A 23,932-nucleotide genomic window follows, 5' to 3' on the forward strand; every position below is an offset into this window, starting at 1 on the left:
CGTTGCGCGCCGACCGGACGGAGGTCATCATCTTGGGGAGAAGCACAAGACTAGCGTGACTATGCGTTCCGTATTTCTTATCATGCATGCCACGATAGTTCGGCTGCTCCAACTTATAGCCACATTGTCGTGATGCCCTGGCCATAATTCCTTTCCATGCACGTCCTGGATGCAATTGGAGAAGGATGAAGGTATTGACGGCTTGGGGAATAGGACGGGTTGCCGGCGCGGCGTGCGCGGCGGGGATCATCTTTATCGCCGGCGGTAATGCTGCCCTTGCTGACAAGAAGAATGAAGGCCCGACGACCGGCATGGCGTCGTATTACGGCTATGGCGGGCGTACCGCCAATGGCGAGCGGCACAGCGCTCAGGCGAGGACCGCCGCGCATCGCAGCCTGCCCTTCAACACCAGGGTTCGCGTCACCAACCGGGCCAATGGCCGCTCGGTCGTGGTGCGGATCAACGATCGCGGCCCCTTCGTGAAGGGACGGATCATCGACGTGTCGACGGCCGTCGCCGAAGAACTGGGTTTCCGCAAGCGCGGCGTCGCCAAGGTCGAGATCGCCGTCGTCGACTGAACGGCGACCGACCCATGTCCGGGAGACGCGTTCAGTCGTCCCGGTCACGCACGGCGTCGAGCAGACGCCGGCAATCCTGCAACTCATAGAGTGCCGCCTGCAGCCGCTGGACATCGTCGCGGCTCAGTTTCGTCCGGGCGGGGGGCTCGTCATCATGTACCCCGCCCGCGCGCAGCGGCGCCTGCCCCATTGGCGGCGCGGTAACGGGACGCGCCGGGGCGGCGTGCGCCGGCCGGGCCCGCTCGGGCACGTAGCTCACATCCTCGCGAAAATCGTCACCATCCCGGAAGACGCCGGGCGCAGGCTCCGGCGAGACCGTCCGGAACGGAAACACCGGACGCGCCCCAGGCGGCGGCGCTTCCGGCAGGGGCGCGGTTTCGCGCGGCTCCTGCGTGTGGCGCGGCTGAACGTCCTGACGCGGCTGGGGTTCCACGAAAGGCGGCATGTGCCGCAGCACAGGCTCGGCGCGCGGTGGCTTCACCTGCGGTTCCAGATCCGGCAGAAGCGGCAGTTCCAGAAGATCGGGTTCGTTCTCCGGCCGCCGGCGCGCGCGGCGTTGGGCCGGCTCCTCGGGCGTCTCGCGCTGGCGGGTGGGCAGCAGATTAAGGATGCCGCTAAGCGGACCGCTGCGTGGCGCCTGATCCTCGCGCGGCCGTCCGGGATGTCCGGAATCGGGCGGGGCAGTGTCGCGCGGGCCGGCGTGGCGCACGGCACGTTCCTCGCGCTCTTCCAGCGCGGTGACGGCCAGATCATCCGCCTCGACATCGCGCCAGATCGCCTGGACGTAGCGCGGCCCCTCTTCCTTGAGGATGCGCTGGACGCCGCGGATGGTGTAGCCCTCCCCGTACAGAAGGTGACGGATGCCGCGCAGCAGCTCGACATCGTCGGGGCGGTAATAGCGCCGGCCGCCGCCGCGCTTGAGCGGGCGGATCTGCGGAAACCGGGTTTCCCAGAAGCGCAGGACGTGCTGCGGCAGATCGAGATCGTCGGCGACCTCGCTGATCGTGCGAAAGGCGTCGGGCCCTTTCTCCACGCTCTGCTGCTCCTGTCGCGGGCTCACGACTCGGGCGAGTCCCCGTTGATCTGCTGCTTGAGGATGTTGGAGGGCTTGAACACCATGACCCGGCGCGGCGCGATGGGCACCTCCTCGCCGGTCTTCGGATTGCGGCCGACGCGCTCGCCTTTCTGGCGCACGACGAAGGAGCCGAAGGAGGATAGCTTCACCGTCTCCCCCCGGGCCACGCAGTCCGCGATCTCGGTAAGAACCGTCTCGACCAATGCCGCCGACTCGGTCCGCGACAGCCCAACCCGCTGATACACCGCCTCACACAGATCGGCGCGCGTGATGGTACGACCCGCCATTGCCGTCTTCCCTATCCCGTCGGTTCTGATGTTGTCGAACAACCAAACTAGGCGCCGTCGCCATGGCCGGTCAACGGCGCATCGCGCGAGATCCGTACATTACCAGCGAAGGAGCGCCGATCCCCAGGTAAAGCCGCCTCCCATCGCCTCCAGAAGCACCAGATCGCCCCGCTTGATGCGGCCATCGGCATGGGCCGCCGCCAGCGCGAGGGGAATGGAGGCCGCCGAGGTATTGCCGTGCTGGTCGACCGTGATCACCACCTTCTCCGGCGCGATGGCGAGTTTCACCGCGCTGGCATCGATGATGCGCCGGTTGGCCTGGTGCGGCACGAACCAGTCGATGGTGTCGGCGGATTCGCCGGTCGCCTCGAAGGCATCGACGACCACGTCGGTGATCATGCCGACCGCGTGGCGGAACACCTCGCGCCCCTCCATGCGCAGATAGCCCACGCTGCGGGTGGAGGAGACGCCGCCGTCGACATAGAGCTTGTTCTTGTGGCGCCCGTCCGAGCGCAGATGCGTGGTCAGCACGCCGCGCCCTTCCGTCTCGTCCCTCACCGCCTCCAGCACCATCGCGCCGGCGCCATCGCCGAACAGGACGCAGGTGGTGCGGTCGGACCAGTCGAGGATGCGCGAGAAAGTCTCCGCGCCGATGACGAGACAGCGCCGGTAGGCACCCGACTTGAGGAAGTTGTCGGCGGTCGCCAATGCGAAGACGAAGCCGGAGCACACCGCCTGAAGATCGAACGCCGCGCCGTGGGTGATGCCGAGGCCGGCCTGCACGCTCACCGCCGTCGCCGGGAAGGTGTTGTCCGGGGTGGAGGTGGCAAGGATGATCAGATCGATGTCGCCCGGTTCCAGCCCCGCATCGGCCAGGGCGGCGCGCGCGGCGTGCAACGCGAGATCGGACGTCACCTCGCCCTCGGCGGCAATGTGGCGCGTGCGGATGCCGGTGCGCTGGACGATCCATTCGTCGGAAGTGTCGACCATCTGGGCAAGGTCGGCATTGGTCAGGCAACGGGCGGGCAGATACGAGCCCACGCCTCGCACCACGGAACGGATTGCACTCACGATGAAACCTGTAACTCAGAGGCGGTGGCATCCACAGCGGCGGTCGCGCCGACCTGCGGACGATCGTTCATTCCCGCCGCGATGCGGGAGAGAAGCTGGTAGCGGACCATGTCGTAGCCGATATCGACCGCCGAAGCGAAACCTTCGGCGTCGGTGCCGCCATGGCTCTTGATGACGACGCCGTTGAGGCCGAGAAACACCCCGCCATTTGACTTGCGCGGGTCGAGTTTCTCGCGCAAGGCGCGGAACGCGCCGCGTGCCAGCACGTAGCCGATCTTCGCGATGAAGCTGCGGTTGATGGCGCCGCGCAGGAACTCCGCCACCTGCTTGGCGGTGCCCTCGGCGGTCTTCAGCGCGATATTGCCGGAAAAGCCTTCGGTGACGACCACGTCGACGACGCCTTGGCCGATGTCGTCGCCCTCGACGAAACCGTGATAGGCAAGGCCGGGATGGTCCGCCTCGCGCAGCGCCGCGGCGGCGTGCTTGACCTCCTCGACGCCCTTGATCTCCTCGACGCCGATATTGAGCAGACCGACGGTCGGCCGCTCGATGTCGAACACGATGCGGGCCATGGCGGCGCCCATGACCGCCATGTCGACCAGGTGCTGCGCCGTCGCGCCGATCGAGGCGCCGACATCCAGCACAACGCTTTCGCCGCGCATGGTCGGCCACAGGCAGGCGATGGCGGGGCGGGAAATACCGGCCATCATCTTGAGGTTGACCTTGGCCATCGCCATCAGCGCGCCGGTGTTGCCGGCCGAGACGGCGCAATCGGCCTCGTGCAGCCGCACCGCGTCGATGGCGCGCCACATCGAGGAGACCCGCCGGCCTTGCCGCAGCGCTTGGCTCGGCTTGTCGTCCATGCGCACGACGACGTCGGTATGGATCACCTTGCTGGCGGCGGCGAGGCGCGGGTGACGCTTCAGGATCTCGTTGATCCGGGCGGCGTCGCCGTAAAGGAGATAGCTGATGTCGGGATGACGGGTCAGGGCGATGTCCGCCCCGGGAAGAACCACGTCGGGACCATGATCTCCGCCCATGACGTCGAGCGCTATTCGGACGGTCGAAGACATCTAGCGGCGCGGTCTCATTGGTCGTGGGGGCGGCGGTGCGACGCCGTGGCCGCGCAGACGGCATGCCTCACTTGAGGCGCCATGACAATAGCGACGTTTAAATTCCCCGGCCCGACGCGGCTCATTCGGAGCCTTCGCCGTCCTTGTCGCGCAGCTTGGCGAGGGCGCCGAAGGGCGAGGTCTGCTCGGGCGTGGGCGCGGCCGGACCCTTGAACTTCGCCCCTGGCTTGCGCGGATAGGGGTCGAGGCCGAGCGCGAGAAACTCTGCCACGACGGCGCCGACATCGACGGTGCCGTCGACCAGCGGATCGGGAATGTCGACCTCGCTGACGTCGATCTCCGCACCGGGCCGGATCTCGGGGAGCCGCTCCTCCGGCGCGAAGTGCATGTCGATGTCCTCCGACACCGGGGTGTCGAAATCCTCCAGCGTGACCACGCAGGTCTGCGTGACCACCGCGTCGACATGACCGGTCACATGCACGCCGCCCGCCCGTTCCGGCGTCAGGATGACGCGCGCGGTGAGCGCGGGAATGCCGGGAATGCCGAAATCCTTCGCCAGATCGGCGCGGATCCGGGCGTCGGGTGCGAGCGTGAACGTCAGCCCCTCGTCGGGAAGGCTGGCCACGATTACGGGTTTGGAAAGCGGCAAGGCGTCCGTCATGACGACGCAGTCTCCGTGGAACTCAATGCAGCCGGCGCGGCCAACGGGAACTCTCCGGCGGCGAATGTCTCGGAGGGGGCCGCCTTCAGTTCGTCGGCCGCCCCGATCATATAGGCCGCGAGGGCCGTTGCCTGAAGCGTGCGATCGGCATTCGATCCGAAAACATTGCGCAGCACCGCCTCGGCGAGCACATCGGCCTCGCCGGCGTCGAGAGGCGCGTCATAGGCGCCCACCCGGCCATAGAAGGCTTCCGCGACCTTCTTCATCTTCTTCGGAACGGTGAGGTCGCCGACACCCATCTCGCGCAGGTTGGCGTCCATATCGGTGCAGAAGGCGTCGAACACGCGTTGGCCGAGCGCGCGGCGCCCCTCATCCTCGTTCTTCAGCCGGTGAAGCAGGAGGAAAGTATGGACGAGGATCATCTCGAAGCGCCCTTCAATCGTGTCAGGCACGCCAAAATCGGTATAGAGCGCCGGATCTCGCGATCGTGCCACGATCGCGCCATAGAGCCGCTGAATCGTCTCGCTTCCGTCATTCCGGCGGAAGAAACGCAGAATCATGGACGGCTCCCGCCTCGTTGCCGCTGCCTCGCCACCTTGCGCGGATACGGCATGGAAGGCGGGTTAGCGCGGGCGGATGGCGCTGGCAACCCCGAATGGTTGCCTCGGCACGACGGGACCAGTCAGGTTGCGTTATGCCCCCGCCCTGTGCTTTCTGCCATGGACGCGGTCGGCGGGCTTGCCTTGCCGGACGGCGAAGCTTTGGAGTTGAGTGGATGGCATCGACGCGCGTGACGCAGCAGAAGGCGCCCGGCGCCCGGATCACTGCACTGACCGCAGTCGCGGCGGCCGGGATCGCGGCAGTCGGACTCTCCGCCTGCTCGGGTGGTGCGCCGATGGCCACGGCGAGCATGGGTCTGCCGCGCAGCCCGACGAGCTTCGTCTCGGAACAGCAGCGCGGCTATGTGATCAGCCAAGGCGCGCTCGACCAGATCCCGATCGGGTCGAGCCAGGAGCAGGTGCTGCTGGTGCTTGGCTCGCCCTCCACCATCGCGACCGTCGACGGCGAGGTCTTCTACTACATCTCGCAGAAGGCCAAGAAGGTGATGTTCCTGCGGCCGGAAATCACCGAACAGCGCGTGATTGCCGTCTATTTCGATCCGAAGGACAAGCGCGTCACCCGCGTCGCAGACTACGGGCTGAAGGACGGCAAGGTGTTCGACTTCGTCAGCCGCAGCACCCCGACCGGCGGGCAGGAAGTCTCGCTGCTCGGCCAGATCTTCAACGCGACGACGTTCCGGCCGGGCATGTAGTCCCCGGCCGCCGCCGGACGGCGGCTTGCAGCGTCAGCGAAAGCGCTCGGCGGAGAACGGCGCGGGATCGGCGCAGAGTTCTTCGCCGGTCATCATTTCCGCCAGCAGGCGGCCGGTGATCGGCCCCAGCGTGAAGCCCAGATGCTGGTGGCCGATGGCGAGCCACATGCCCTTCTGGCCCGGCGCCGGGCCGATCGCCGGGAGCATGTCCGGGAAAGCCGGCCGGGAACCCATCCAGGGCTCGGGCTCCGCCCGCGGCCCGAGCGGGAACAGTTCACGCGCCAGCAGCTCCGTCTTATCCAGCTGGACCGGTGTCTTCGGCGCGTCGCGCCGGGCGAACTCGACGCCTGTGGTCAGGCGGACGCCCCCGACCATCGGGGTGATGACGTAACCACCCTCCTCATCCAGTACCGGGCGCGACAAGGCCGCATTGCCCTCGGCATGGTAGTGCATGTGGTAGCCGCGCTTGACCTGCAGCGGCAGGCGCAGGCCGAACGGGCGGACCACGTCCATCGCCCACGGGCCGAGCGCCACCACCACGTCGGGGGCCTCGACGCTGCCTTGGTCCGTCGTGACCGCCCAGCCTGAGCCAAGACGCGCCAGGGTGCGCGCATCTCCCTGTCGCACATGGCCGCCAATATCGGCGAAATGCGCGGCGTAGGCCTGCGTCACCCCGCCGGGGCTCGACACCGAATGCGGATCGGACCAGATCACCGCACCGCTGAACACCTGGCGCAGGAACGGCTCCATCGCCAAGGCCTCGTCGACGCCGATCTCGCGGGCGCTGAGGCCATAGCTGCGGGCCAGAGGGAATTCGCTGCGCTCATTGGCGAGCCCGGCCTCGGTGCGGTACAGCTTCAGCCATCCGCCCTCGCGGAAGAAATGCTCGGCGCCGCTGGCGCGGGCAAGCCGCTCATGCTCCGCGAGGCTATGCGTCAGCAGCGTCTCGATGTGGCGGGCGTAATCGAGGATGCGGGCCGGCGCCGAGGCGCGCCAGTAGGCATACATCCACGGCACAAGGCCCGGCAGCGCGTTCCAGTGGTAGTTCGCCGCCGGGTTGCGGCCGCGGGCCACGTCCATCAGCATCGCCAGCTTGCGCGGGAAGGCGACCGGATAGATCGAGGCGCGCTCGACCAGGCCGGCATTGCCGTAGGAGGTTTCCTCGCCCGGTCCCCTCCGGTCGACGAGGACGACCGACCGGCCGCGCATCGCGAGGTTGAGGGCGACGCTGGTGCCGACGATGCCGGCACCGAGTACGATCGTGTCGGTCTTCATGGGCGAGATACTTCCGCGGAAGAAAATGGCGGCGGACAGGGTGCCCGCCGCCCGGAGAGGGTCAGTTGATCGGGAACGGGAAGTACTTGGCGTTGATCTTCGCGTAGGTCCCGTCCGCCTCGATCTCCTTGATCGCCTTGTTGATCATCTCGCGCAGCTCGTTGTCCTCCTTGCGGACGGCGATGCCCGTGCCCTGCGGGTTCATGTCCTTCAGGTCCGGACCGAGGAACTTGCAGCACTTGCCGTCGGCCGACTTCTCCAGCCATTCGTAGAGCACGAACTTGTCGGCGAGGATCGCGTCCAGCCGGCCGGCGGCGAGGTCCGCATTGGCCTCGTCCTGGGTCGGGTAGAGCTTGATCTCGGAGCCCTTGTACTTGTCCTCGAGATAGGTCGCGCCGGTGGTGGCCGACTGGGCGCCGATCACCTTGTCCTTCAGCGCCGCCGGCGTGATGTCGGTGAGCTTGGTGTCCTTCGGCGCGATGAAGCTGCCCGGCGTCAGGTAATAGGGGATGGTGAAGGCCACCTTCTCCTTGCGCTCGTCGGTGATCGACATGGAGGCGACGATGGCGTCGTACTTCTTGGCGAGGAGCGCCGGAATGATGCCGTCCCAATCCTGCGCCACGAAGGTGCACTCCACCTTCATCTTCGCGCACAGGGCGTTGGCGATATCGATGTCGAAACCGACCAGCTTGCCGGCCGAGTCGACCGAGTTGAAGGGCGGATAGGCGCCTTCGGTGCCGATGCGGACCTTCTTGATCTCGGCCTGCGCGGCTCCCGCGCCAATGGCGAGCGCGGCGGCCGCGAGCAGAATCTTGGCGATTTTCATTTGGCTGTTCCCGATGTCCGACACCGGGTGCTCCGGCGCCTCGCCAGAGGCTAGGTCGCCGCAAGGTGACAGGCAATCGCGGAATCGCCCGACCTTTGGCGGGGCTTGTCAGAAGTGACTGAAGCTGCCTTGAGCGAAATTCACCGGCGCACCGTTGGCCGCGCGCATGACGAGCCCCTCGCCCGCATGCGTGCGCCCGATCACCGCCACGCCGATGCCCGCCGCGGTCGCGAAGGTGTTGAAGGCATCGAGTTCGTGGTCCGGCAGCACGGCGAGGATCTCGTAGTCGTCACCGCCGGTGAGCGCCGTTTCCAGCAGTGCCGGCTCCGCCGCCACCGCCGCCCGCGCCGCCGCGCTCAGTGGCACGCGGTCAATGTCGATCTCGCCACCAACGCCGGAGGCCGCCAGCATCTTGGTCAGGTCGCCGACGAGACCGTCGGAGACGTCCATCGCGGCGCTGGCACGGCCGCGCAGGGCGCGGGCGATCGCCAGGCGGGGGCGCGGCAGGAGATAGCGATCCTTCAGGAAGGCGATCGCATCCGCGCCGAGGTCCGCGAAGCCCGGGCGCTTCGGATCGAGACGGAGACAAAGTCCGAGCGCGGCGTCGCCGATGGTGCCGCTCACCACGATGGCCTGATCGGGCCTTGCCGTGGCACGGCGAACCATCTGCCCGGACGGCACGACGCCAAGGGCGGTGATCGAGACGGTGAAGGGACCGGGCGTGCGAACCGTATCGCCGCCGAGCAGCGGCGCGCCATACAGCGCTGCGTCGGCGCCGATGCCGCGCGCGAACGCCTCGAGCGCTGCCGGTTCCATGTCGGGGGGAATAGCGAAGGCGAGCAGCACGCCGAGCGGGTCGGCGCCCTTGGCGGCGAGGTCCGACAGGTTCACCCGCATCGCCTTGCGGGCGATCGATTCGGGAGGGTCGTCGGCGAAGAAATGCACGCCGGCGACGAGCGCGTCCTTGGTCAGCACCAGTTCATGGCCGGGCGGAACCGCCAGCAGGGCTGCGTCGTCCTGCAGGCCAAGCGCGCCGGGATGGGTCGCGATCGGCGCGAACAGCCGGGCGATCAACCTGTCCTCGCCGGAGCCGCCCGCCGTCATGCTGCCTCCTAACCGGCGAATTCAGCCGACCTCTTCTCGCGCGCGATGCCATCCAGCACGGCATTGACCATGCCGGTTTCCTCGCGGTCGAGAAAGGCGGCGGCGACATTCACATATTCCGCGATCACCACGCGGGCGGGGACATCCGGGCGGGCCGAAAGCTCATAGGTGCCCGCGCGCAACACGGCACGCAGCACCGCCTCGATCCGCTTGAGCGGCCAGCCCTGCACCAGCGCCGCCTCGAGCTCGGGGTCGATGGAACGCTGATCGCGCACCACGCCGCCGACGATGTCGCGGAAGAGATTGAGGTCGGCCGAGGCGATCTCCTCGCCCTCGATCTCCTGCCCGATCCAGTGGCTCTCGAACTGGGCGAGGATTTCCGTCAGCGGAGTCGCCGCGAGGTCCATCTGGTAGAGCGCCTGCACGGCGTTGAGCCGCGCGGCGCTCTTGCGCAGAGGTTTATGGTTGATCGGCTTTGCGGTGGTCATGATGCCTCACCCCACCCGGCGCTTGAGACGCAGCAGGGCCAGCGCGGCCTCGGTCGCGCCGCCGCCCTTGTTGCCGTCGGACACGCGGGCGCGGACCCAGGCCTGCTCGTCATTCTCGACTGTCAGGATGCCGTTGCCGAGCGGCACCTTGCGGGCGACGGCGAGGTCCATCAGGGCGCGCGAGGATTGCTCGGCGACGATCTCGAAATGATAGGTCTCGCCGCGCACCACGCAACCGAGCGCCACGACGGCGTCATATGGTGTTCCGGCCGCGGCTGCCGCGTCGAGTGCGATGGCGATGGCGGTCGGAATTTCGAGAGCGCCGGGCATCGAGATCACCTCGGCGCTCGCGCCGGCGGCGGCGACCGCCTGCGTGGCACCGGCCAGCAGTTCGTCGGCGATGTCGTCGTAGAAGCGCGCCTCGACGACGAGGACGCGGGCTCCGGTCAGTGGAAGGGCGGCGGCATCGGATGCGCGCGGCGGGCGGGGGCTCGCCATGGAACTACCTCATGAAACTGGTCGGCCGACGACGTACAGGCGTCAACGGAACTCCGCAAGCCGCGCAGCATAGCGGGCCATCATGTCGACTTCGATATTGACACGGCTTTCCGCCCGCACATCGCCCCATGTCGTGTGGGCAAGGGTGTGCGGAATGAGCAGGCAGGAGAAGCGAGGGCCATCGACCTCGTTGACCGTCAGCGAGGTACCGTCGAGCGCCACCGAGCCCTTCGTGGCGATGAAGGGCGCCAGTGCAGCAGGCGCCTCGAAGGTGAAGCGCGTCGTCTCGCCGAGATCGTCGCGCGCCAGAACCCTGGCCACGCCGTCGACGTGCCCCTGAACAATATGGCCGCCCAGCTCGTCGCCGATCTTGAGCGCGCGTTCGAGATTCAGGCGGCGGCCGGCGGTCCAGCCGCCCACGGTCGTCACCGCGAGTGTCTCAGGCGCCGCCTCAACCTCGAAGGCGTCGGGCTGCGTCGCGACGACGGTGAGGCACACGCCCGAACAGGCGATGGACGCGCCCAGCTCGATCGTCGCCGTGTCGTAGCGCGTGGCGATGGTCAGGCGCCGGACCTCGTTGCGCGGTGCCACCGCGCGCAGGGTTCCGATGTCGGTGATGATACCGGTGAACATTAGCGACGCCTCATGATGCGCAGGCGATCCTCGCCGTGCCATTCGATTTCCGCGTCGCTCAGATAGTCATCGAGGGCCGAAAGCGGCAGTCCCTCAAGCGCATCGAGCGCGTCTTCGCTCAGACGCACGGGCGCCTCGAAGAGGTTCGCCTCGTCGACGAGTTGCGCGCGCAGGAAGGACGCGGCGACGCGTGGCCCCGCCTCGACCATCACGCGGGTGAGACCCCGCAGCGCCAGCAGCTTCAGCATCTCATTGAGATCAAGACTGCCATCCGGGCGCCGGCGGACACGCATGACCTCGACGCCCATGGCGCCCAGCATCTCTTCGGGGGCATTCGGCGCATCCTCGGCCGCGACGATCCACAACGGCGCGACATTGAGGCTGCGCGCCAGCGCGCTGGTCGGCGGCAGGCGCAGGTCGGCATCGAGCACGATGCGCAGGGGCGAACGGTCCTGCATGCCCGGCAGCCGGCAGGTCAGCAGCGGATCGTCGGCGAGCACCGTGCCGATGCCGGTGATCACCACGTCATGCGTGGCGCGCAACATGTGCACGCGCCCGCGCGCCACCTCGCCGGTGATCGCCGCCGGCCGCCTGCCTGCGAGGCCGACCTTGCCATCGGCCGAAACCGCCAGCTTGAGCATCACATGCGGACGCCCCTCGGTAACGCGGCGGATATGGCCGGCATGGCTGATCCGCGCCTCTGCGGCGCCGATGCCGACGTCGACCTCGATACCCGCCTCGCGCAGGATGGCAAAGCCGCGGCCGGCGACGCGGAAATCCGGGTCCTCTATGGCGGCCACCACGCGCGCGATGCCGGCGGCGCGCACGGCATCCACGCAGGGCGGCGTGCCGCCATGATGTGAGCAGGGCTCCAGCGTGACGTAGAGCGTCGCCCCGCGGGCCGCCTCCCCCGCCTGCTCGAGCGCCCGTGGCTCGGCATGGGGACGTCCCCCCTTGCTGGTCCAGCCGCGGCCGAGCACCACCGGCCCTTTCGCCGTCTCACGGACGACGAGCGCGCCCACGGCGGGGTTCGGCCAGGTGTGGCCGAGTTCGCGGCGCCCGACATTGAGCGCCGTCGCCATCAGGGCATCGTCATGTGCAGTTCTGGTCATGGCTCAAATGCGCCGCCGTACGGATGGACGGCATCAATCGTCAGACGCCACGCCGCCCGGGCTGCGCGCGGTGACAGGTTCAGTCTCGTCGGCAGCACCTTCCGCAGGCTTGGTCTCGAGCTCGCCCAACAGGGTCTCGAAATCCTTTGCCTCGCGGAAATTGCGATAGACGGAGGCGAAGCGGACATAGGCGACGTCGTCGAGCTGCTTCAGGCTTTCCATCACCCGCTCGCCGATCATCTCGGAGGAAATCTCGCTCTCGCCCATGCTCTCCAGCCGGCGCACGAGGCCGGAGACGAGGCGCTCCACCCGCTCCGGATCGACCGGACGCTTCCTGAGCGCCACCTCGATGGAGCGGGCGAGCTTGTCGCGGTCGAAGGGGACGCGGCGGCCCGAGCGCTTGAGCACGGTCAGCTCGCGCAACTGCACGCGTTCAAACGTCGTGAAGCGGCCGCCGCAATCGGGACAGATGCGGCGGCGGCGTATGGCGGCGCTGTCCTCGGTGGGACGGGAGTCCTTGACCTGGGTGTCGAGGCTTCCGCAGTAGGGACAGCGCATCGTGTGGCCTCAGCTGTAGATGGGGAAGCGGGCGAGCAGGTCGGCGACCTTGCCGCGCACCGCGCCTTCCACGAGGCTATCCTCCTCCGTGCCCTTCTGCGAGAGCACGTCGAGCACTTCGGCGATCATGTCGCCGACCTGCTGGAACTCCGCGACGCCGAAGCCGCGCGTGGTGCCGGCCGGCGTGCCGAGACGCACGCCCGACGTCACCATCGGCTTCTCGGGGTCGAAGGGGATGCCGTTCTTGTTGCAGGTGATGTGGGCGCGGCCGAGCGCGATCTCCGAGACCTTGCCGGTGAGCTTCTTCGGACGCAGATCGACCAGCAGCAGATGCGTGTCGGTGCCGCCGGAGACGATCTCGAAGCCGTGGCCCTTGAGGTTTTCCGCAAGCGCCTTCGCGTTCTCCACCACGTTCTTCGCGTAGACCTTGAACTCCGGCTGCAGCGCTTCGCCGAAGGCCACCGCCTTCGCCGCGATCACATGCATCAGCGGTCCGCCCTGGGTGCCGGGGAAGATGGCGGAGTTGAACTTCTTCGCCAGATCCTCGTCATTGGTCAGGATCATGCCACCGCGCGGGCCGCGCAGCGTCTTGTGAGTCGTCGTTGTCGTGACATGCGCATGCGGCACCGGGTTGGGGTGCACGCCGCCCGCCACGAGGCCGGCGAAATGGGCCATGTCGACCATCAGATAGGCTCCGACCGAATCGGCGATGGCGCGCATCTTCGCGAAGTCGATATGCCGCGGATAGGCCGAGCCACCGGCGATGATCACCTTCGGCTTGTGCTCGTCGGCGAGCTTGGCGACCTCTTCGTAGTCGATGCGCTGGTCGTCGCGGCGCACATTGTAGGGCACCGGCTTGAACCACTTGCCGGACAGGCTCACCGGCGCGCCATGCGTCAGGTGTCCGCCGGCGGCGAGGTTGAGGCCGAGGAAGGTATCGCCCGGCTGCATCAGCGCGAAGAATACGGCGGTGTTGGCCTGCGCGCCCGAATGGGGCTGCACATTGGCGAAGCCGGCGCCGAAGAGCTTCTTGGCACGGTCGATGGCGAGCTGCTCGGCCACGTCAACGAACTGGCAGCCACCATAGTAGCGACGGCCCGGATAGCCCTCGGCGTACTTGTTGGTGAGTACCGAACCCTGCGCCTCGAGTACGGCGCGCGAGACGATGTTCTCCGACGCGATCAGCTCGATCTCGTCGCGCTGGCGGCCGAGTTCGGCGGTGATGGCGCCGGCGAGCTCCGGGTCGGTCTCGGCCAGCGGCGCCGAGAAGAAACGATTGATGAAATTGGAAGAAGCGTGCGCTTCGGACGACATAGACCGGCCTCCCTGGGCGGTGGCGATGCCTCCCGGCCGGCGGCGTGCCGACCGCGAAATCGAGGCGGGTCGCTTAGCACAGCACCCGGTGCTTTCAAAGCACGCTGCCCGCAGGGATGCCTTGCATCCACGCGGCAGCTCGTGCGGAGCTGCGCGACACCGCCGCTGGACGGATGACATTTCCAACCCCGCCCGCCTATCGTGACCGCCCCTCCTCCCGCGAATCTGGAAGGGCGCCATGAAGATCATCCACTCACCGCGCCATCTCGGCCATTCCGGCCATGTCGAGCTCATGAACGGCCAGGTCGTGCCGGCCTTCGAGAAGCCCGAACGCGTCGCGATGATCCTCAATGCCATCGGCGAGCGTGGTCTCGGACCGCTGGTCGCCCCGGACGCGCATGGCCTCGAGCCCGTGCTCAAGGTGCATGACGCGGCCTATGTCCGCTTCCTCTCGACTGCCTGGGAGATGTGGACCGCCGACGGCCGCGACTTTCCGGCGCTGCCGAGCTTCTGGCGCGCGCCGGGCATGCGCTACATCGAGCCGGAGAACATCGACGGCAAGCTCGGTCATTTCTCGTTCGATGCCGGCTGCTGCATGGTGGCCGGCACCTGGGACGCGGTGCAGGCGGGTGCCGACATCGCGCTGACCGGAGTGGATCTGATCGCGCAGGGCGAGAAGACGGCCTTCGCCCTCTGCCGTCCGCCCGGCCATCATGCCCATCAGGCGACCATGGGTGGCTACTGCTTCGTCAACAACGCCGCCGTCGCGGCTCAGAGCTTTCGCGATCGTGGCGCCGCGCGTGTCGGCATCCTCGACGTCGACTATCACCATGGCAACGGCACGCAGGCGATCTTCTACGAGCGCGCCGACGTGCTCGTGTGCAACATCCACGCCGATCCGCTGCAGGAGTTTCCCTATTTCCTCGGCTATGCCGACGAGACCGGCGCCGGAGCGGGCGACGGCTTCAACGCCAATTTCCCGCTGCGCTGGGGCGCCGACTTTGCCGTCTGGGGTGCGGCGCTGGAGGCGGCCTGCCGGCGCCTCGAAGCCTACGCGCCGGACGTGGTGATCGTCTCGCTCGGCGTCGACACCTACAAGGAGGATCCGATCTCGCAGTTCCGGCTCGACAGCCCGGACTATCTGAAGATCGGCGCGCGCATCGCGAAACTCGGCCTGCCGGCCCTGTTCGTCATGGAAGGCGGCTACGCCGTGGAGGCCATCGGCACCAACGTCGCCAACACGCTGGAGGGGTTCGAGCAGGGGTGAGCGGCGCTCACCCTTCGACCCGGTTCCGTCCGCCGCGCTTGGCGCGATAAAGCATCTCGTCGGCGCGGTGCATCACCTCGTCCAGCGACTCGTCGGAGCCGGCCTCCGCGACGCCGAAGCTCGCCGTGATCGTCGTGATCGTCGTGCCGCCGAGCGCTTCGACATGTGTTTCCGCGATACACGCGCGCAGCCGTTCGGCGAGGATGCGAGCCTCGTGCAGGCGATGGTGCGGAAGCAGGACGACGAACTCCTCGCCGCCGATGCGCCCCGCGACATCGTCGTGCCGGAGCGCTTCGGCGATGACCCGCCCGATGGTGCGGATCACCTCGTCACCGGTTGCATGGCCATGACCGTCATTGATCGCCTTGAAACGGTCGATGTCGCAGAAGATCACACTGGCCGGCGCGCCGTGCAGGCGGACCAGCCGCCGGTCGGCCTCCTCCTCGAAGCCACGTCGATTCAGCAGGGGCGTCAGGCTGTCCCGGTTCCGCTCCCGCTGCAGGTCATCGAAAACGTCCAGTGCGATGGCGAGCAGGAAGGTGAGGCAGAGCAGCAGCGCCAGGATGACGAGCGCGAAGCTCAGCGCCGAATAGAACAGCGAGCGCCCGAAATTCTCCGGCGTGATCATGCCGGCCGGCACGTCGACGAGCATCGTCATCACGGTACGCGGCAGGAAATGCAGCCCGGTCAGCAGCACGACCGAGAACAGCACCCGGTCGATCGGCTTCCATGCCGGAGCCGCGAGAAGGCGGAACGCGGCGAAGAGCAGCATCGCCCCCGCACCGAAATTCTGCACGTAGATGCGGGTGCTCAGGCTATCGTCGACGTAGAAGAAATAGGCCATCAGCGTCAGGATCACCGCCGAGATCGCGACGAGCCATCGGCGGTTGCCGCCGACGCCGACGCGCGTCAGCAAGGCCTCGACGAACAGGCTGAGGGCGAGCTGGTAGAGCACCGCCGATATCATCGTGTTCAGGCCGATCCTCGGCATGGCCGGGATCGTGATCTGCGCCGTGACGGCAAGCGCAAAAGCCGCCGTGGCGCCGGCCATCAGCAGGATGTAGGGGCGATTGCGCTGGTTGAGCCACAGCACAAGGAACACCGTCGCGAAGACGATGCCTATGGCTGGGTTCAGCAGGATGAACAGGCGAAACGGAGTCACGGTCGCGGCTCTGATCGACAGCGGAGGCGGCGCCCGCGCCTTTGTCCCGCTGTATCAGATCGCTGCGCCGGAGGCGAAAGCCGCGCCGCGCCGGACGTCGTGTCCCGCTAGAGCCGATAAAGGATCTGGTCGGTCCAGAAGCGTTCCAGCCGATTGAGAGCCTTGTTGATCTGCTGGAACTCCAGCGGCCCGATGCCGCCGATCTGCTCGATCGTGGTGATGTGCTTGGCGTGCAGCGCCTCGACGACGGAACGAACCTCCTCGCCCTTTTCGGTGAGCTTGATGCGCACTGACCGCCGGTCGATGCGCGAGCGACGGTGGTCGAGATAGCCGGTCTCGACCAGCTTCTTGAGATTGTAGGAGACGTTCGCGCCGAGATAGTAACCGCGCGTGCGTAGCTCGCTGGCCGTCAGTTCGGAATCGCCGATATTGAACAGCAGCAGCGCCTGCACGGCATTGACGTCATCGCGCCCGCGCCGGTCGAATTCGTCCTTCACGACGTCGAGAAGGCGCCGGTGCAGCCGCTCCACCAGGGTGACGGCCTCGCGGTACAATGGGCGCAACTCGTCGCGCCGGGTTTCCTCGACTTCGCTCAACCGAACGACGTTCGTCGCCTGTCCTGCTCGCATGGATCACATCCCGGTCTCGAAAGTGGGGATTGGCTCCCTCTCGTGAGGACCGGAGTGTGGATCGGCGCCGCTAAGATCGGTTTAAGCGACAGGCTGAATCTTTCGTCACCGCAATGCGTTAACGAAAGCTGAAGATACCTACCCCTCGCTTTCGCGTGCCGCCTTGTAGGTCAGGAAGGCATAGATCGCGACCAGCAAGGTCTCAATGGCGGCGACAATCATCAGCCGGCCGACACCCTCCGGCGCGGAGGCGTTGATCAGGATCTGCACCATCGCCGTCACCAGCCACAGCACCACGCCCCACGAGGCGCCGAGCCAGAGCCCGACCGCTGCCACGGGGTTCATGATCGCCGCCCAGATGACCGCGGACTGGGCTGCGAGCGAGAGCATCTCGAAGCGGCTGGTGTCGCCGTCCCACACGCCGCAGATCAGCGTCCAGCTATAGACGGTCTTCAGCATGAGGAAGCCGGCCAGTCCACGCAGATAGACCAGCACGCGCCATTGCCAGGGCGGCATCCGCGCGCCGGCGGGCCCGAGCGTGGCGTCGATGGGATCGTAGGGCGAACTCATGCCGCTTCCATACTCCAAAACGCACTCAGGCAAGCAGCAATTCGTCGGGAAGCGGCGCGTCGAACATCGCGGCGATGGCGGCAGGGTCGACATCCTCCAGCCGCGAGGGGCGCCAGACCGGCTTCTGGTCCTTGTCGACCAGCAGCGCGCGCACGCCCTCATAGAAGTCGTGCTGGTCGAGCAGATGCGTGACCAGCCGGAACTCCAGCTTCAGGCAGCCGGCGAGATCGGCGCCGAGGCCGCGCTGCATTTGTTGAAACGCGATGTGCACGCTGGTCGGCGAGGCGCGCCGGATCGTGTCGCGCTGCACGCGGGCGAAGGCGGCGACCGGCCCCTCGCCCTCGCCCACCTTGTCGAGCGCGATCAGGATCGCCTCGGCCGAGCCGCCGGCGAAGATGCGGTCGATGTGCGGAAAGAGCGCTCCGAGCGCCGGTGGCGGCGGGACGATGGCGAAGCGGGCGAGCGTGGCCTCCATCGCCTCGCCCGCCGCGAGGGCGTCGATGAGTTCCGGCCAGCGGGCGGTCGGGATGTGATGGGTGTAGAGCCCGAGCGCCATGGCATCCGCCATGCCGATGCGCGCGCCGGTCATGGCGAGCCAGGTGCCGCTCCAGCCGGGCAGCCGCGGCAGGACGAAGGTGCCGCCGACATCCGGGAACAGGCCGATGGCGACCTCCGGCATGGCGAAGCCGAGATTCTCTCCCGCCACCCGGTAGCGCCCATGGCCGGACATGCCGAAGCCGCCGCCGAAGCACATGCCGTCCACCAGCGAGACGAAGGGCTTGGGATAGCGCGAGATGAGGTAGTCGAGCGCGTATTCGTCCCGCCAGTAGTCGCGTGCCTCCTCCTTGCGGCCGGTGCGTCCCAATTCGGCCATGGCCCGCACATCGCCGCCGACGCAGAAGGCGCGTTCATGCGCCGAACGCAGCACCACATGGGCGATACGCCCGTCCTCGATCCATGTGCCGAGCTGGGCGTGCAGCGCCCTGACCATGGGATGGTCGAGCGCGTTGAGCGCGCGCGGACGGTCGAGCGTCACGATGCCTGCGGCGCCGCGCCGCTCGAACCTGATGCCGATGTCTGTGGTCACGTCTGCCGGCCTCGCTTCGGTTGTCGCACCGCCACTTAAGCGGTTCCGCGCGCCGGGAAAAGCCGGCCGTCCGGCTAAGGCGCGTCAACATGCCCTGCGGCGTGTTGGCGGGCCTATACGCAATCGCCCGGCTGAACGGGTCGCGCTCCACCGCGTATGAAGCTATAAGCATTCGAAACTGCCGCAGTCCTAGACGATCGCATCCTGGGTCGTCCGCGACCGAACCCGTCTTCCGCGAGCATGCCCATGACCGTTCCCTTCGCCCGTCCGCGTCCCGTCTATCCCGAGCCCGCCAATCGGTCGGACGTGTCGTCGAAGCTCGACCTGGTGCAGCGCCCCCGGCGCAACCGCAAGTCCGAATGGGCGCGCCAGCTCATGCGTGAGAACACGCTGACGGTGGCGGACCTGATCTGGCCGATCTTCGTCATGGATGGCCATGGCGAGCGCGCGCCGGTCGGTTCCATGCCGGGCGTGGAGCGACTCACCGTCGACGAGTCGGTGCGCGAGGCGGAGCGGGCGGCGAAGCTCGGCATTCCGGCCCTGGCGCTGTTCCCCTACACCGATCCGGCGTTGCGCACCGTCGACGGGCGCGAGGCGCTCAACCGCGACAACCTCGTCTGCCGCGCGCTTCGCGCCATCAAGGACGCCGTGCCGCAGATCGGCCTCATCACCGACGTCGCGCTCGACCCCTACACCAGCCACGGCCATGATGGTCTGCTCGATTGCGACGGGCGCATCCTCAACGACGAGAGCGTGGCCGTGCTGGTCGAGCAGGCGCTGGTGCAGGCCGATGCCGGCGCCGATGTCATCGCGCCGTCCGACATGATGGACGGCCGCGTCGGCGCCATCCGCCGCGCGCTCGACGCGAGCGGCCATCTCGACGCGCAGATCCTTGCCTACAGTGCCAAATACGCCTCGGCCTTCTACGGCCCGTTCCGCGATGCGGTGGGCTCGTCGGGCTGCCTGAAGGGCGACAAGCGCACCTATCAGATGGACCCGGCCAACGGCGTCGAGGCGCTGCGCGAGGCCGCGCTCGACATCGAGGAAGGCGCGGACATGCTGATGGTGAAGCCTGGCCTGCCCTATCTCGACATCGTCTACCGGCTGAAGGAAGCCTTCGGCCTGCCGACCTTCGCCTATCAGGTGTCGGGCGAATACGCGATGATCGAGGCCGCCGCCCGCAATGGCTGGCTCGACGGCGAGCGCGCCATGATGGAGAGCCTGATGGCGTTCAAGCGCGCCGGGGCCGACGGCGTGCTGACCTATTTCGCTCCGCGCGTCGCCGAAAAGCTCGTCCGCGAAGCCTGAGCGGCGGCGCGGGCATCCCATGCCGGACTGCACGCGCTGCTGCCATCTCCTGCTGCATCTTGCCCTGATCTGCATCGGTTTGCAGCTGGCCGGCTGCGGATCGGTGATCGACGCCGATCAGGCGCGCATCTGCCGTGCGGTCGCTCCGGCGCTGCACGGCGAGGATACCGAGATCATCGAATCCTCGCTCAATCCCGTTCCCGGCGACGCGACGGCGCTGCGCTACGGCTACCGCGCGCGTGGGCCACTCGGCAGCGCGCCGCATTGGCTGATCTGTCACTTCGCCGCACAAACCGGTGCCGGGCGCTTCGACCTCGTGGCGGTGAATACCGATCGCGGGCCGCTGAGCGACGTCAAGCTCTACATCCTCAAGCGCTGGTGGCTCGAGGGAAGCGCGGGACAGGTGGCGCGCCCTCCCCTGTTTGCCCTTTCCGCCCGTAGCGCCTACTGGCTGCAGCAGGCGCTGGGCGGGATCGTGATGGCGGGGGTGTACGGTCTCATCGCCACCGGCTTCGCGCTGGTGCACGGCCTGTATGGCCGCATCAACCTGGCCTTCGGCGAGATCGCGGTCGCCGGCGGCATCTACATGCTGATCACGGTCGGCGTCGTCAGCCTCGGCGGACGCATCGGTCCGGGCGGGTTGGCGCTGGCGCTCGTCGCCGGCGTGGCGGCGGCGGCGCTGCTGAGCGGGGTGATCGGGCGGGTCGTGTTCGCACCGGTCGCCGAACGGTCGCGATCGCCGCAGCCGGTGTTGATCGCCACCGTCGCGGTCGCCATCGTGCTGGCGGAAGCCTTCCGCCTCACATCAGGAGGTCGGGAGAACTGGCTGCCCGCCCTGCTCAATCGTCCGATCTACATCGCCGGGCAACACGGCTTCGTCGCCACGGCGACGCCCGCGCAGTTTCTGGCCGCCGGTCTCACCCTCTCCGGCATCTCCGCCCTTCTCGGGCTGATCTCCTTCACCGGCTTCGGCCGGGCGTGGCGGGCCTATGCCGACGATCCGCTGATGGCGGCGCTGATCGGGGTGCGGGTGCCGGCGTTGATCGGCGCCACCTTCGCCCTCGCCGGCGCCTGCGCCGGGCTGGCGGGCGTCGCCATCGTGATCGCCTATGGCAGCATCTCGCCCGGCGACGGGCTTTCGATTACGCTCAAAGCCTTGATTTCGGCAATTATTGGCGGCATTGGCTCCGTACCGGGGGCGTTCCTCGGCGCCGCCCTCGTCGCCGGCGTCGAAATCGTGTGGTCCTCGACCTTCGACATCGCGTATCGCGACGTGGTGATCTATTCCCTCCTGGCGGCATTCCTGGTCCTGCGACCGGGCGGCCTCCTCAATCGTGCGGCGCCGTCGCCGCGAGAATTCTGAGTGGTTCTATGACCCTGCCCGTTTCCCCCGCCGACGTCGCCGCCGCCCGCAAGGTGCTGGACGGCGCGGTGCTGCGCACGCCCACACTGCCGGCGCCGCGCCTTTCGGCGATTACGGGCGCGCATGTCTACGTGAAATACGAGAACCTTCAGGTGACGGCGAGCTTCAAGGAGCGCGGCGCGCTGGTGAAGCTCTCCAGCCTGTCGCCGCAGGAACGCGCCGCCGGCGTCGTCGCCATGTCGGCCGGCAACCACGCGCAGGCCGTCGCCTATCACGCCGCCCGGCTCGGCATCCGCGCCACCATCGTCATGCCCAAGCATACGCCGATGGTGAAGGTCGCCGCCACCGAGGCGCATGGCGCGCGCGTCGTGCTGCACGGCGAGTCGGTGGGAGACGCCAGCGAGGAGGCGGATCGCATCGCCCGGCAGGAGAGCCTCGTCTGGGTCCATCCCTATGACGACGCCCATGTCATCGCCGGCCAGGGCTCGATCGCCGTCGAGATGCTGGAGGACGCGCCCGACCTCGACGCGCTGCTGGTGCCGATCGGCGGCGGCGGACTGATCTCGGGCATGGCGGTCGCCGCGCGCGACATGCGCCCCGACATCGAAATCGTCGGCGTCGAGACCCGGCTCTACCCTTCCATGTGGAACGCGCTCCACCAGCAGTCCCTGCCCTGCGAGGGCGCGACGCTGGCCGAGGGCATCGCGGTCAAGCAGGCCGGCACGCTGACGCGCGAACTGGTTTCCGCCCTCGTGTCCGATGTCGTGCTGGTCAGCGAGCCGACCATCGAACGGGCGGTCAATCTCTTCCTGACCCAGCAGAAGACGCTGGCCGAGGGCGCCGGCGCGGCCGGCCTCGCCGCGCTTCTGGCCGAGCCCGACCGCTATCGCGGCCGCAAGGTCGGTCTTGTCGTGTCCGGCGGCAATATCGACCCGCGCATCGTCGCCTCGATCATGATGCGCGAGCTGGAGCGCGAGGAACGCATCGTGTCGTTCCGCTTCTCCATGCTCGACCGTCCGGGCGAGCTCGGCATCATCGCCTCGCTGCTCGGAAATCTGGGCGCCAACATTCTCGAAGTCGAGCACAAGCGCCACTTCCTCGACGTCCACGCCAAGGGCGCGCGGCTCGACGTGACGGTGGAAACGCGCGACCGCGCCCACGCCGACGAGGTGCAGCGGGCGTTGATCGAGAACGGCATGGATGTCGAGCGCATCGACTGGCGCACCGGCGGCTGAGCGGGCGCGCGACAGGGCACGCCGGCTCTTGTCGTCGCGGCGCGCCGCCACCACCTGATGACGCGGGAGGAGACCGGCATGTCCGACGCGCAGTATTACGGTGAGCCCAAGCCTTACGCCTTCGATCCGGTGGCGGAGCCGGAATATTTCCAGGGCGTGCTGTTCCGCCGTTTCATCGCGTTCCTGATCGACGCGGTGATCATCTGCGTGCCGATCGGCATGGCGGCGCTGCTGATCTTCGTCTTCGGGTTCATCACCCTCGGGCTCGGCTGGCTCCTGTTCAGCCTGCTCAGCCCGGCGCTGGTGATCTGGGCGCTGGTCTATACCGGCCTCACCCTCGGGGGACCGCATTCGGCGACCATCGGCATGCGTGCCATGGGGATCGAGATGCGGCTGTGGTACGGCGCGCCGATGTATCCGCTGCTCGCCGTGGTGAGCCTCGTGCTGTTCTGGGTCGCGGCGAGTGTGCTGACGCCGCTGGTCGCCATTGTCGGCCTGTTCAACGGCCGCAAGCGGCTGCTGCACGATCTCGTCATCGGCACCGTCGTGACCAACAACGAGGAGCGGGCGGCCTTGCTGCGCCGCTATCGCTGACGCCGATAGGGGGATGCAAATTGGGGCTTTGACGCGGGGGCCGCGTCGCGCAATCCTTGGTGCATTCTCATCGTGAAGAGCCCGTGACCGAACACTCGCGCGATACACCGCAATTCTATCTTACCGCTCCCTCGCCCTGCCCCTATCTGGCGGGACGCTCGGAGCGGAAGGTCTTCACGCATCTCGTCGGTGAGCGGGCGACGCAGCTCAACGACGTGCTGACCCATGGCGGATTCCGCCGCAGCCAGTCCATCGCCTACCGCCCGGCCTGCGAGCAGTGCCGCGCCTGCGTGTCGGTGCGGGTATGCGTCGACGATTTCCGCGAGACGCGCAGCTTCCGGCGGGTACGGCAGGCCAATATCGACCTGCTCGGCGACATCCGCGCCGCCGTGCCGACCGCCGAGCAGTATTCCCTGTTCCGCGGCTATCTCGACAGCCGCCACAGCGATGGCGGCATGGCCGACATGACCGTGCTCGACTACGCGATGATGGTGGAGGACAGCCATGTCCGCACCCGGCTCATCGAATACCGCCGGCGCGGGCCGGGCACGGCGGTCAACGGCCGCGGCCAGGGCTCGCTCTACGCGGTCGCGCTGACCGACGTGCTCGCCGACGGGCTGTCCATGGTCTACTCGTTCTACGACCCGGACGAGGTGGGCCGTTCGCTCGGCACCTTCATGATCCTCGACCATGTGACCAAGGCGAAGGCCATGGGCCTGCCCTATGTCTATCTCGGCTACTGGGTCGAGGGCTCGGAGAAGATGGCCTACAAGTGCCGTTTCCTGCCGCAGGAGCGGCTCGCCCCGGCCGGCTGGACGCGCGTCGACGAATAGGTCGCGTGTCATGGGACTG

Annotated in this window: 26 protein-coding genes and 1 pseudogene; 8 read left to right on the forward strand and 19 right to left on the reverse strand. The window is 67.7% G+C overall.

Annotation, left to right across the window (positions count from 1 at the left end):
* Positions 1-185: 185 nt before the first annotated feature.
* Positions 186-578 (forward strand): septal ring lytic transglycosylase RlpA family protein, encoded by a 393-nt coding sequence (locus AC1PZ7_RS13855; RefSeq protein ID WP_482355795.1) that lies wholly within the window; start codon positions 186-188, stop codon positions 576-578.
* Between the two features lie 763 nt (positions 579-1,341).
* On the opposite strand, the pseudogene AC1PZ7_RS13860 reads toward AC1PZ7_RS13855, so the two are convergent.
* The 6 genes and pseudogenes from AC1PZ7_RS13860 to AC1PZ7_RS13885 form a co-directional block, all read right to left on the reverse strand.
* Positions 1,342-1,611 (reverse strand): annotated as a pseudogene (locus AC1PZ7_RS13860) (MerR family transcriptional regulator); the annotation flags it as partial.
* A 23-nt stretch (positions 1,612-1,634) separates the two neighbouring features.
* Positions 1,635-1,940 carry an integration host factor subunit alpha gene (locus tag AC1PZ7_RS13865; RefSeq protein WP_482355796.1) on the reverse strand — a complete coding sequence of 102 codons (306 nt, stop codon included), beginning with the start codon at positions 1,938-1,940 and terminating at the stop codon, positions 1,635-1,637.
* Between the two features lie 99 nt (positions 1,941-2,039).
* The gene (locus tag AC1PZ7_RS13870) at positions 2,040-3,011 is read right to left on the reverse strand and encodes a beta-ketoacyl-ACP synthase III (RefSeq protein ID WP_482355797.1); all 972 of its coding nucleotides are present in this window, start codon (positions 3,009-3,011) and stop codon (positions 2,040-2,042) included.
* Positions 3,008-4,084 carry a phosphate acyltransferase PlsX gene (plsX, locus tag AC1PZ7_RS13875; protein ID WP_482355798.1) on the reverse strand — a complete coding sequence of 359 codons (1,077 nt, stop codon included), beginning with the start codon at positions 4,082-4,084 and terminating at the stop codon, positions 3,008-3,010. The genes AC1PZ7_RS13870 and plsX overlap by 4 nt, the downstream gene beginning before the upstream one ends.
* A 121-nt stretch (positions 4,085-4,205) precedes the next feature.
* A complete protein-coding gene (locus tag AC1PZ7_RS13880) occupies positions 4,206-4,745 on the reverse strand; it encodes a YceD family protein (RefSeq protein ID WP_482355799.1) in 540 nt (179 codons plus the stop codon).
* Positions 4,742-5,305, reverse strand: a complete 564-nt coding sequence (locus AC1PZ7_RS13885; protein ID WP_482355800.1) for a ubiquinol-cytochrome C chaperone family protein — start codon at positions 5,303-5,305, stop codon at positions 4,742-4,744. Before AC1PZ7_RS13885 ends, AC1PZ7_RS13880 begins: the two co-directional genes overlap by 4 nt.
* Positions 5,306-5,520: 215 nt before the next feature.
* Between AC1PZ7_RS13885 and AC1PZ7_RS13890 the strand changes: the two genes are divergently transcribed.
* Positions 5,521-6,057 carry an outer membrane protein assembly factor BamE gene (locus tag AC1PZ7_RS13890; RefSeq protein ID WP_482355801.1) on the forward strand — a complete coding sequence of 179 codons (537 nt, stop codon included), beginning with the start codon at positions 5,521-5,523 and terminating at the stop codon, positions 6,055-6,057.
* A 33-nt stretch (positions 6,058-6,090) separates the two neighbouring features.
* On the opposite strand, the gene AC1PZ7_RS13895 is transcribed toward AC1PZ7_RS13890, so the two are convergent.
* The 9 genes from AC1PZ7_RS13895 to glyA form a co-directional block, all read right to left on the reverse strand.
* On the reverse strand, positions 6,091-7,332 hold the full coding sequence (locus tag AC1PZ7_RS13895; RefSeq protein WP_482355802.1) for an NAD(P)/FAD-dependent oxidoreductase: 1,242 nt from the start codon (positions 7,330-7,332) through the stop codon (positions 6,091-6,093).
* Between the two features lie 61 nt (positions 7,333-7,393).
* Complete coding sequence (locus AC1PZ7_RS13900; protein ID WP_482355803.1) at positions 7,394-8,158, reverse strand: ABC transporter substrate-binding protein; 765 nt, start codon at positions 8,156-8,158, stop codon at positions 7,394-7,396.
* Positions 8,159-8,266: 108 nt separating this feature from the next.
* Positions 8,267-9,262 (reverse strand): thiamine-phosphate kinase, encoded by a 996-nt coding sequence (gene thiL / locus AC1PZ7_RS13905; RefSeq protein ID WP_482355804.1) that lies wholly within the window; start codon positions 9,260-9,262, stop codon positions 8,267-8,269.
* 8 nt (positions 9,263-9,270) lie between these two features.
* Positions 9,271-9,750, reverse strand: coding sequence for a transcription antitermination factor NusB (nusB, locus tag AC1PZ7_RS13910; RefSeq protein WP_482355805.1), 480 nt, complete (start codon positions 9,748-9,750; stop codon positions 9,271-9,273).
* A 6-nt stretch (positions 9,751-9,756) separates the two neighbouring features.
* Complete coding sequence (ribH, locus tag AC1PZ7_RS13915; protein WP_482355806.1) at positions 9,757-10,248, reverse strand: 6,7-dimethyl-8-ribityllumazine synthase; 492 nt, start codon at positions 10,246-10,248, stop codon at positions 9,757-9,759.
* A 42-nt stretch (positions 10,249-10,290) separates the two neighbouring features.
* On the reverse strand, positions 10,291-10,881 hold the full coding sequence (locus AC1PZ7_RS13920; RefSeq protein WP_482355807.1) for a riboflavin synthase: 591 nt from the start codon (positions 10,879-10,881) through the stop codon (positions 10,291-10,293).
* Positions 10,881-11,993 (reverse strand): bifunctional diaminohydroxyphosphoribosylaminopyrimidine deaminase/5-amino-6-(5-phosphoribosylamino)uracil reductase RibD, encoded by a 1,113-nt coding sequence (ribD, locus tag AC1PZ7_RS13925; protein ID WP_482355808.1) that lies wholly within the window; start codon positions 11,991-11,993, stop codon positions 10,881-10,883. Before ribD ends, AC1PZ7_RS13920 begins: the two co-directional genes overlap by 1 nt.
* A 33-nt stretch (positions 11,994-12,026) precedes the next feature.
* Positions 12,027-12,551: a transcriptional regulator NrdR gene (gene nrdR / locus AC1PZ7_RS13930; protein ID WP_482355809.1), complete on the reverse strand. Its 525-nt coding sequence runs from the start codon at positions 12,549-12,551 to the stop codon at positions 12,027-12,029.
* Positions 12,552-12,560: 9 nt separating this feature from the next.
* Positions 12,561-13,865 (reverse strand): serine hydroxymethyltransferase, encoded by a 1,305-nt coding sequence (glyA, locus tag AC1PZ7_RS13935; protein WP_482355810.1) that lies wholly within the window; start codon positions 13,863-13,865, stop codon positions 12,561-12,563.
* Between the two features lie 238 nt (positions 13,866-14,103).
* On the opposite strand from glyA, the gene AC1PZ7_RS13940 reads away from it, so the two are divergent.
* Positions 14,104-15,132 carry a histone deacetylase family protein gene (locus tag AC1PZ7_RS13940; RefSeq protein WP_482355811.1) on the forward strand — a complete coding sequence of 343 codons (1,029 nt, stop codon included), beginning with the start codon at positions 14,104-14,106 and terminating at the stop codon, positions 15,130-15,132.
* Between the two features lie 7 nt (positions 15,133-15,139).
* On the opposite strand, the gene AC1PZ7_RS13945 is transcribed toward AC1PZ7_RS13940, so the two are convergent.
* The 4 genes from AC1PZ7_RS13945 to AC1PZ7_RS13960 form a co-directional block, all read right to left on the reverse strand.
* The gene (locus AC1PZ7_RS13945) at positions 15,140-16,294 is read right to left on the reverse strand and encodes a GGDEF domain-containing protein (RefSeq protein ID WP_482355812.1); all 1,155 of its coding nucleotides are present in this window, start codon (positions 16,292-16,294) and stop codon (positions 15,140-15,142) included.
* Between the two features lie 107 nt (positions 16,295-16,401).
* On the reverse strand, positions 16,402-16,923 hold the full coding sequence (gene ldtR, locus AC1PZ7_RS13950) for a transcriptional regulator LdtR (RefSeq protein WP_482355813.1): 522 nt from the start codon (positions 16,921-16,923) through the stop codon (positions 16,402-16,404).
* A 138-nt stretch (positions 16,924-17,061) separates the two neighbouring features.
* Entirely contained in the window at positions 17,062-17,493 is a 432-nt protein-coding gene (locus tag AC1PZ7_RS13955) for a DUF6163 family protein (RefSeq protein ID WP_482355814.1), read from the reverse strand.
* A 25-nt stretch (positions 17,494-17,518) separates the two neighbouring features.
* Complete coding sequence (locus AC1PZ7_RS13960; RefSeq protein WP_482355815.1) at positions 17,519-18,580, reverse strand: enoyl-CoA hydratase/isomerase family protein; 1,062 nt, start codon at positions 18,578-18,580, stop codon at positions 17,519-17,521.
* Positions 18,581-18,826: 246 nt separating this feature from the next.
* On the opposite strand from AC1PZ7_RS13960, the gene hemB reads away from it, so the two are divergent.
* From hemB to AC1PZ7_RS13985, 5 genes are all read left to right on the forward strand, one after another.
* Complete coding sequence (gene hemB / locus AC1PZ7_RS13965) at positions 18,827-19,888, forward strand: porphobilinogen synthase (RefSeq protein ID WP_482355816.1); 1,062 nt, start codon at positions 18,827-18,829, stop codon at positions 19,886-19,888.
* A gap of 19 nt (positions 19,889-19,907) precedes the next feature.
* Positions 19,908-21,251: a branched-chain amino acid ABC transporter permease gene (locus AC1PZ7_RS13970; RefSeq protein ID WP_482355817.1), complete on the forward strand. Its 1,344-nt coding sequence runs from the start codon at positions 19,908-19,910 to the stop codon at positions 21,249-21,251.
* Between the two features lie 8 nt (positions 21,252-21,259).
* A complete protein-coding gene (locus AC1PZ7_RS13975; RefSeq protein WP_482355818.1) occupies positions 21,260-22,486 on the forward strand; it encodes a threonine ammonia-lyase in 1,227 nt (408 codons plus the stop codon).
* A gap of 78 nt (positions 22,487-22,564) precedes the next feature.
* Entirely contained in the window at positions 22,565-23,080 is a 516-nt protein-coding gene (locus tag AC1PZ7_RS13980; RefSeq protein WP_482355819.1) for an RDD family protein, read from the forward strand.
* An 83-nt stretch (positions 23,081-23,163) separates the two neighbouring features.
* Complete coding sequence (locus AC1PZ7_RS13985) at positions 23,164-23,913, forward strand: arginyltransferase (RefSeq protein ID WP_482355820.1); 750 nt, start codon at positions 23,164-23,166, stop codon at positions 23,911-23,913.
* Positions 23,914-23,932 lie beyond the last annotated feature (19 nt).

The organism is Ancylobacter sp. TW_SC_1, assembly GCF_056836805.1.

What these genes read in the sequence shown, in the direction of transcription:
- ldtR (WP_482355813.1), bottom strand. Translation starts at nt 16,923, where the DNA reads ATGCGAGCAGGACAGGCGACGAACGTCGTTCGGTTGAGCGAAGTCGAG.
- ribD (WP_482355808.1), bottom strand. Translation starts at nt 11,993, where the DNA reads ATGACCAGAACTGCACATGACGATGCCCTGATGGCGACGGCGCTCAAT.
- ribH (WP_482355806.1), bottom strand. Translation starts at nt 10,248, where the DNA reads ATGGCGAGCCCCCGCCCGCCGCGCGCATCCGATGCCGCCGCCCTTCCA.
- AC1PZ7_RS13855 (WP_482355795.1), top strand. Translation starts at nt 186, where the DNA reads ATGAAGGTATTGACGGCTTGGGGAATAGGACGGGTTGCCGGCGCGGCG.
- glyA (WP_482355810.1), bottom strand. Translation starts at nt 13,865, where the DNA reads ATGTCGTCCGAAGCGCACGCTTCTTCCAATTTCATCAATCGTTTCTTC.
- AC1PZ7_RS13885 (WP_482355800.1), bottom strand. Translation starts at nt 5,305, where the DNA reads ATGATTCTGCGTTTCTTCCGCCGGAATGACGGAAGCGAGACGATTCAG.
- AC1PZ7_RS13980 (WP_482355819.1), top strand. Translation starts at nt 22,565, where the DNA reads ATGTCCGACGCGCAGTATTACGGTGAGCCCAAGCCTTACGCCTTCGAT.
- AC1PZ7_RS13880 (WP_482355799.1), bottom strand. Translation starts at nt 4,745, where the DNA reads ATGACGGACGCCTTGCCGCTTTCCAAACCCGTAATCGTGGCCAGCCTT.
- AC1PZ7_RS13940 (WP_482355811.1), top strand. Translation starts at nt 14,104, where the DNA reads ATGAAGATCATCCACTCACCGCGCCATCTCGGCCATTCCGGCCATGTC.
- plsX (WP_482355798.1), bottom strand. Translation starts at nt 4,084, where the DNA reads ATGTCTTCGACCGTCCGAATAGCGCTCGACGTCATGGGCGGAGATCAT.
- thiL (WP_482355804.1), bottom strand. Translation starts at nt 9,262, where the DNA reads ATGACGGCGGGCGGCTCCGGCGAGGACAGGTTGATCGCCCGGCTGTTC.
- hemB (WP_482355816.1), top strand. Translation starts at nt 18,827, where the DNA reads ATGACCGTTCCCTTCGCCCGTCCGCGTCCCGTCTATCCCGAGCCCGCC.
- AC1PZ7_RS13975 (WP_482355818.1), top strand. Translation starts at nt 21,260, where the DNA reads ATGACCCTGCCCGTTTCCCCCGCCGACGTCGCCGCCGCCCGCAAGGTG.
- AC1PZ7_RS13890 (WP_482355801.1), top strand. Translation starts at nt 5,521, where the DNA reads ATGGCATCGACGCGCGTGACGCAGCAGAAGGCGCCCGGCGCCCGGATC.
- nrdR (WP_482355809.1), bottom strand. Translation starts at nt 12,551, where the DNA reads ATGCGCTGTCCCTACTGCGGAAGCCTCGACACCCAGGTCAAGGACTCC.
- nusB (WP_482355805.1), bottom strand. Translation starts at nt 9,750, where the DNA reads ATGACCACCGCAAAGCCGATCAACCATAAACCTCTGCGCAAGAGCGCC.
- AC1PZ7_RS13900 (WP_482355803.1), bottom strand. Translation starts at nt 8,158, where the DNA reads ATGAAAATCGCCAAGATTCTGCTCGCGGCCGCCGCGCTCGCCATTGGC.
- AC1PZ7_RS13895 (WP_482355802.1), bottom strand. Translation starts at nt 7,332, where the DNA reads ATGAAGACCGACACGATCGTACTCGGTGCCGGCATCGTCGGCACCAGC.
- AC1PZ7_RS13865 (WP_482355796.1), bottom strand. Translation starts at nt 1,940, where the DNA reads ATGGCGGGTCGTACCATCACGCGCGCCGATCTGTGTGAGGCGGTGTAT.
- AC1PZ7_RS13955 (WP_482355814.1), bottom strand. Translation starts at nt 17,493, where the DNA reads ATGAGTTCGCCCTACGATCCCATCGACGCCACGCTCGGGCCCGCCGGC.
- AC1PZ7_RS13920 (WP_482355807.1), bottom strand. Translation starts at nt 10,881, where the DNA reads ATGTTCACCGGTATCATCACCGACATCGGAACCCTGCGCGCGGTGGCA.
- AC1PZ7_RS13970 (WP_482355817.1), top strand. Translation starts at nt 19,908, where the DNA reads ATGCCGGACTGCACGCGCTGCTGCCATCTCCTGCTGCATCTTGCCCTG.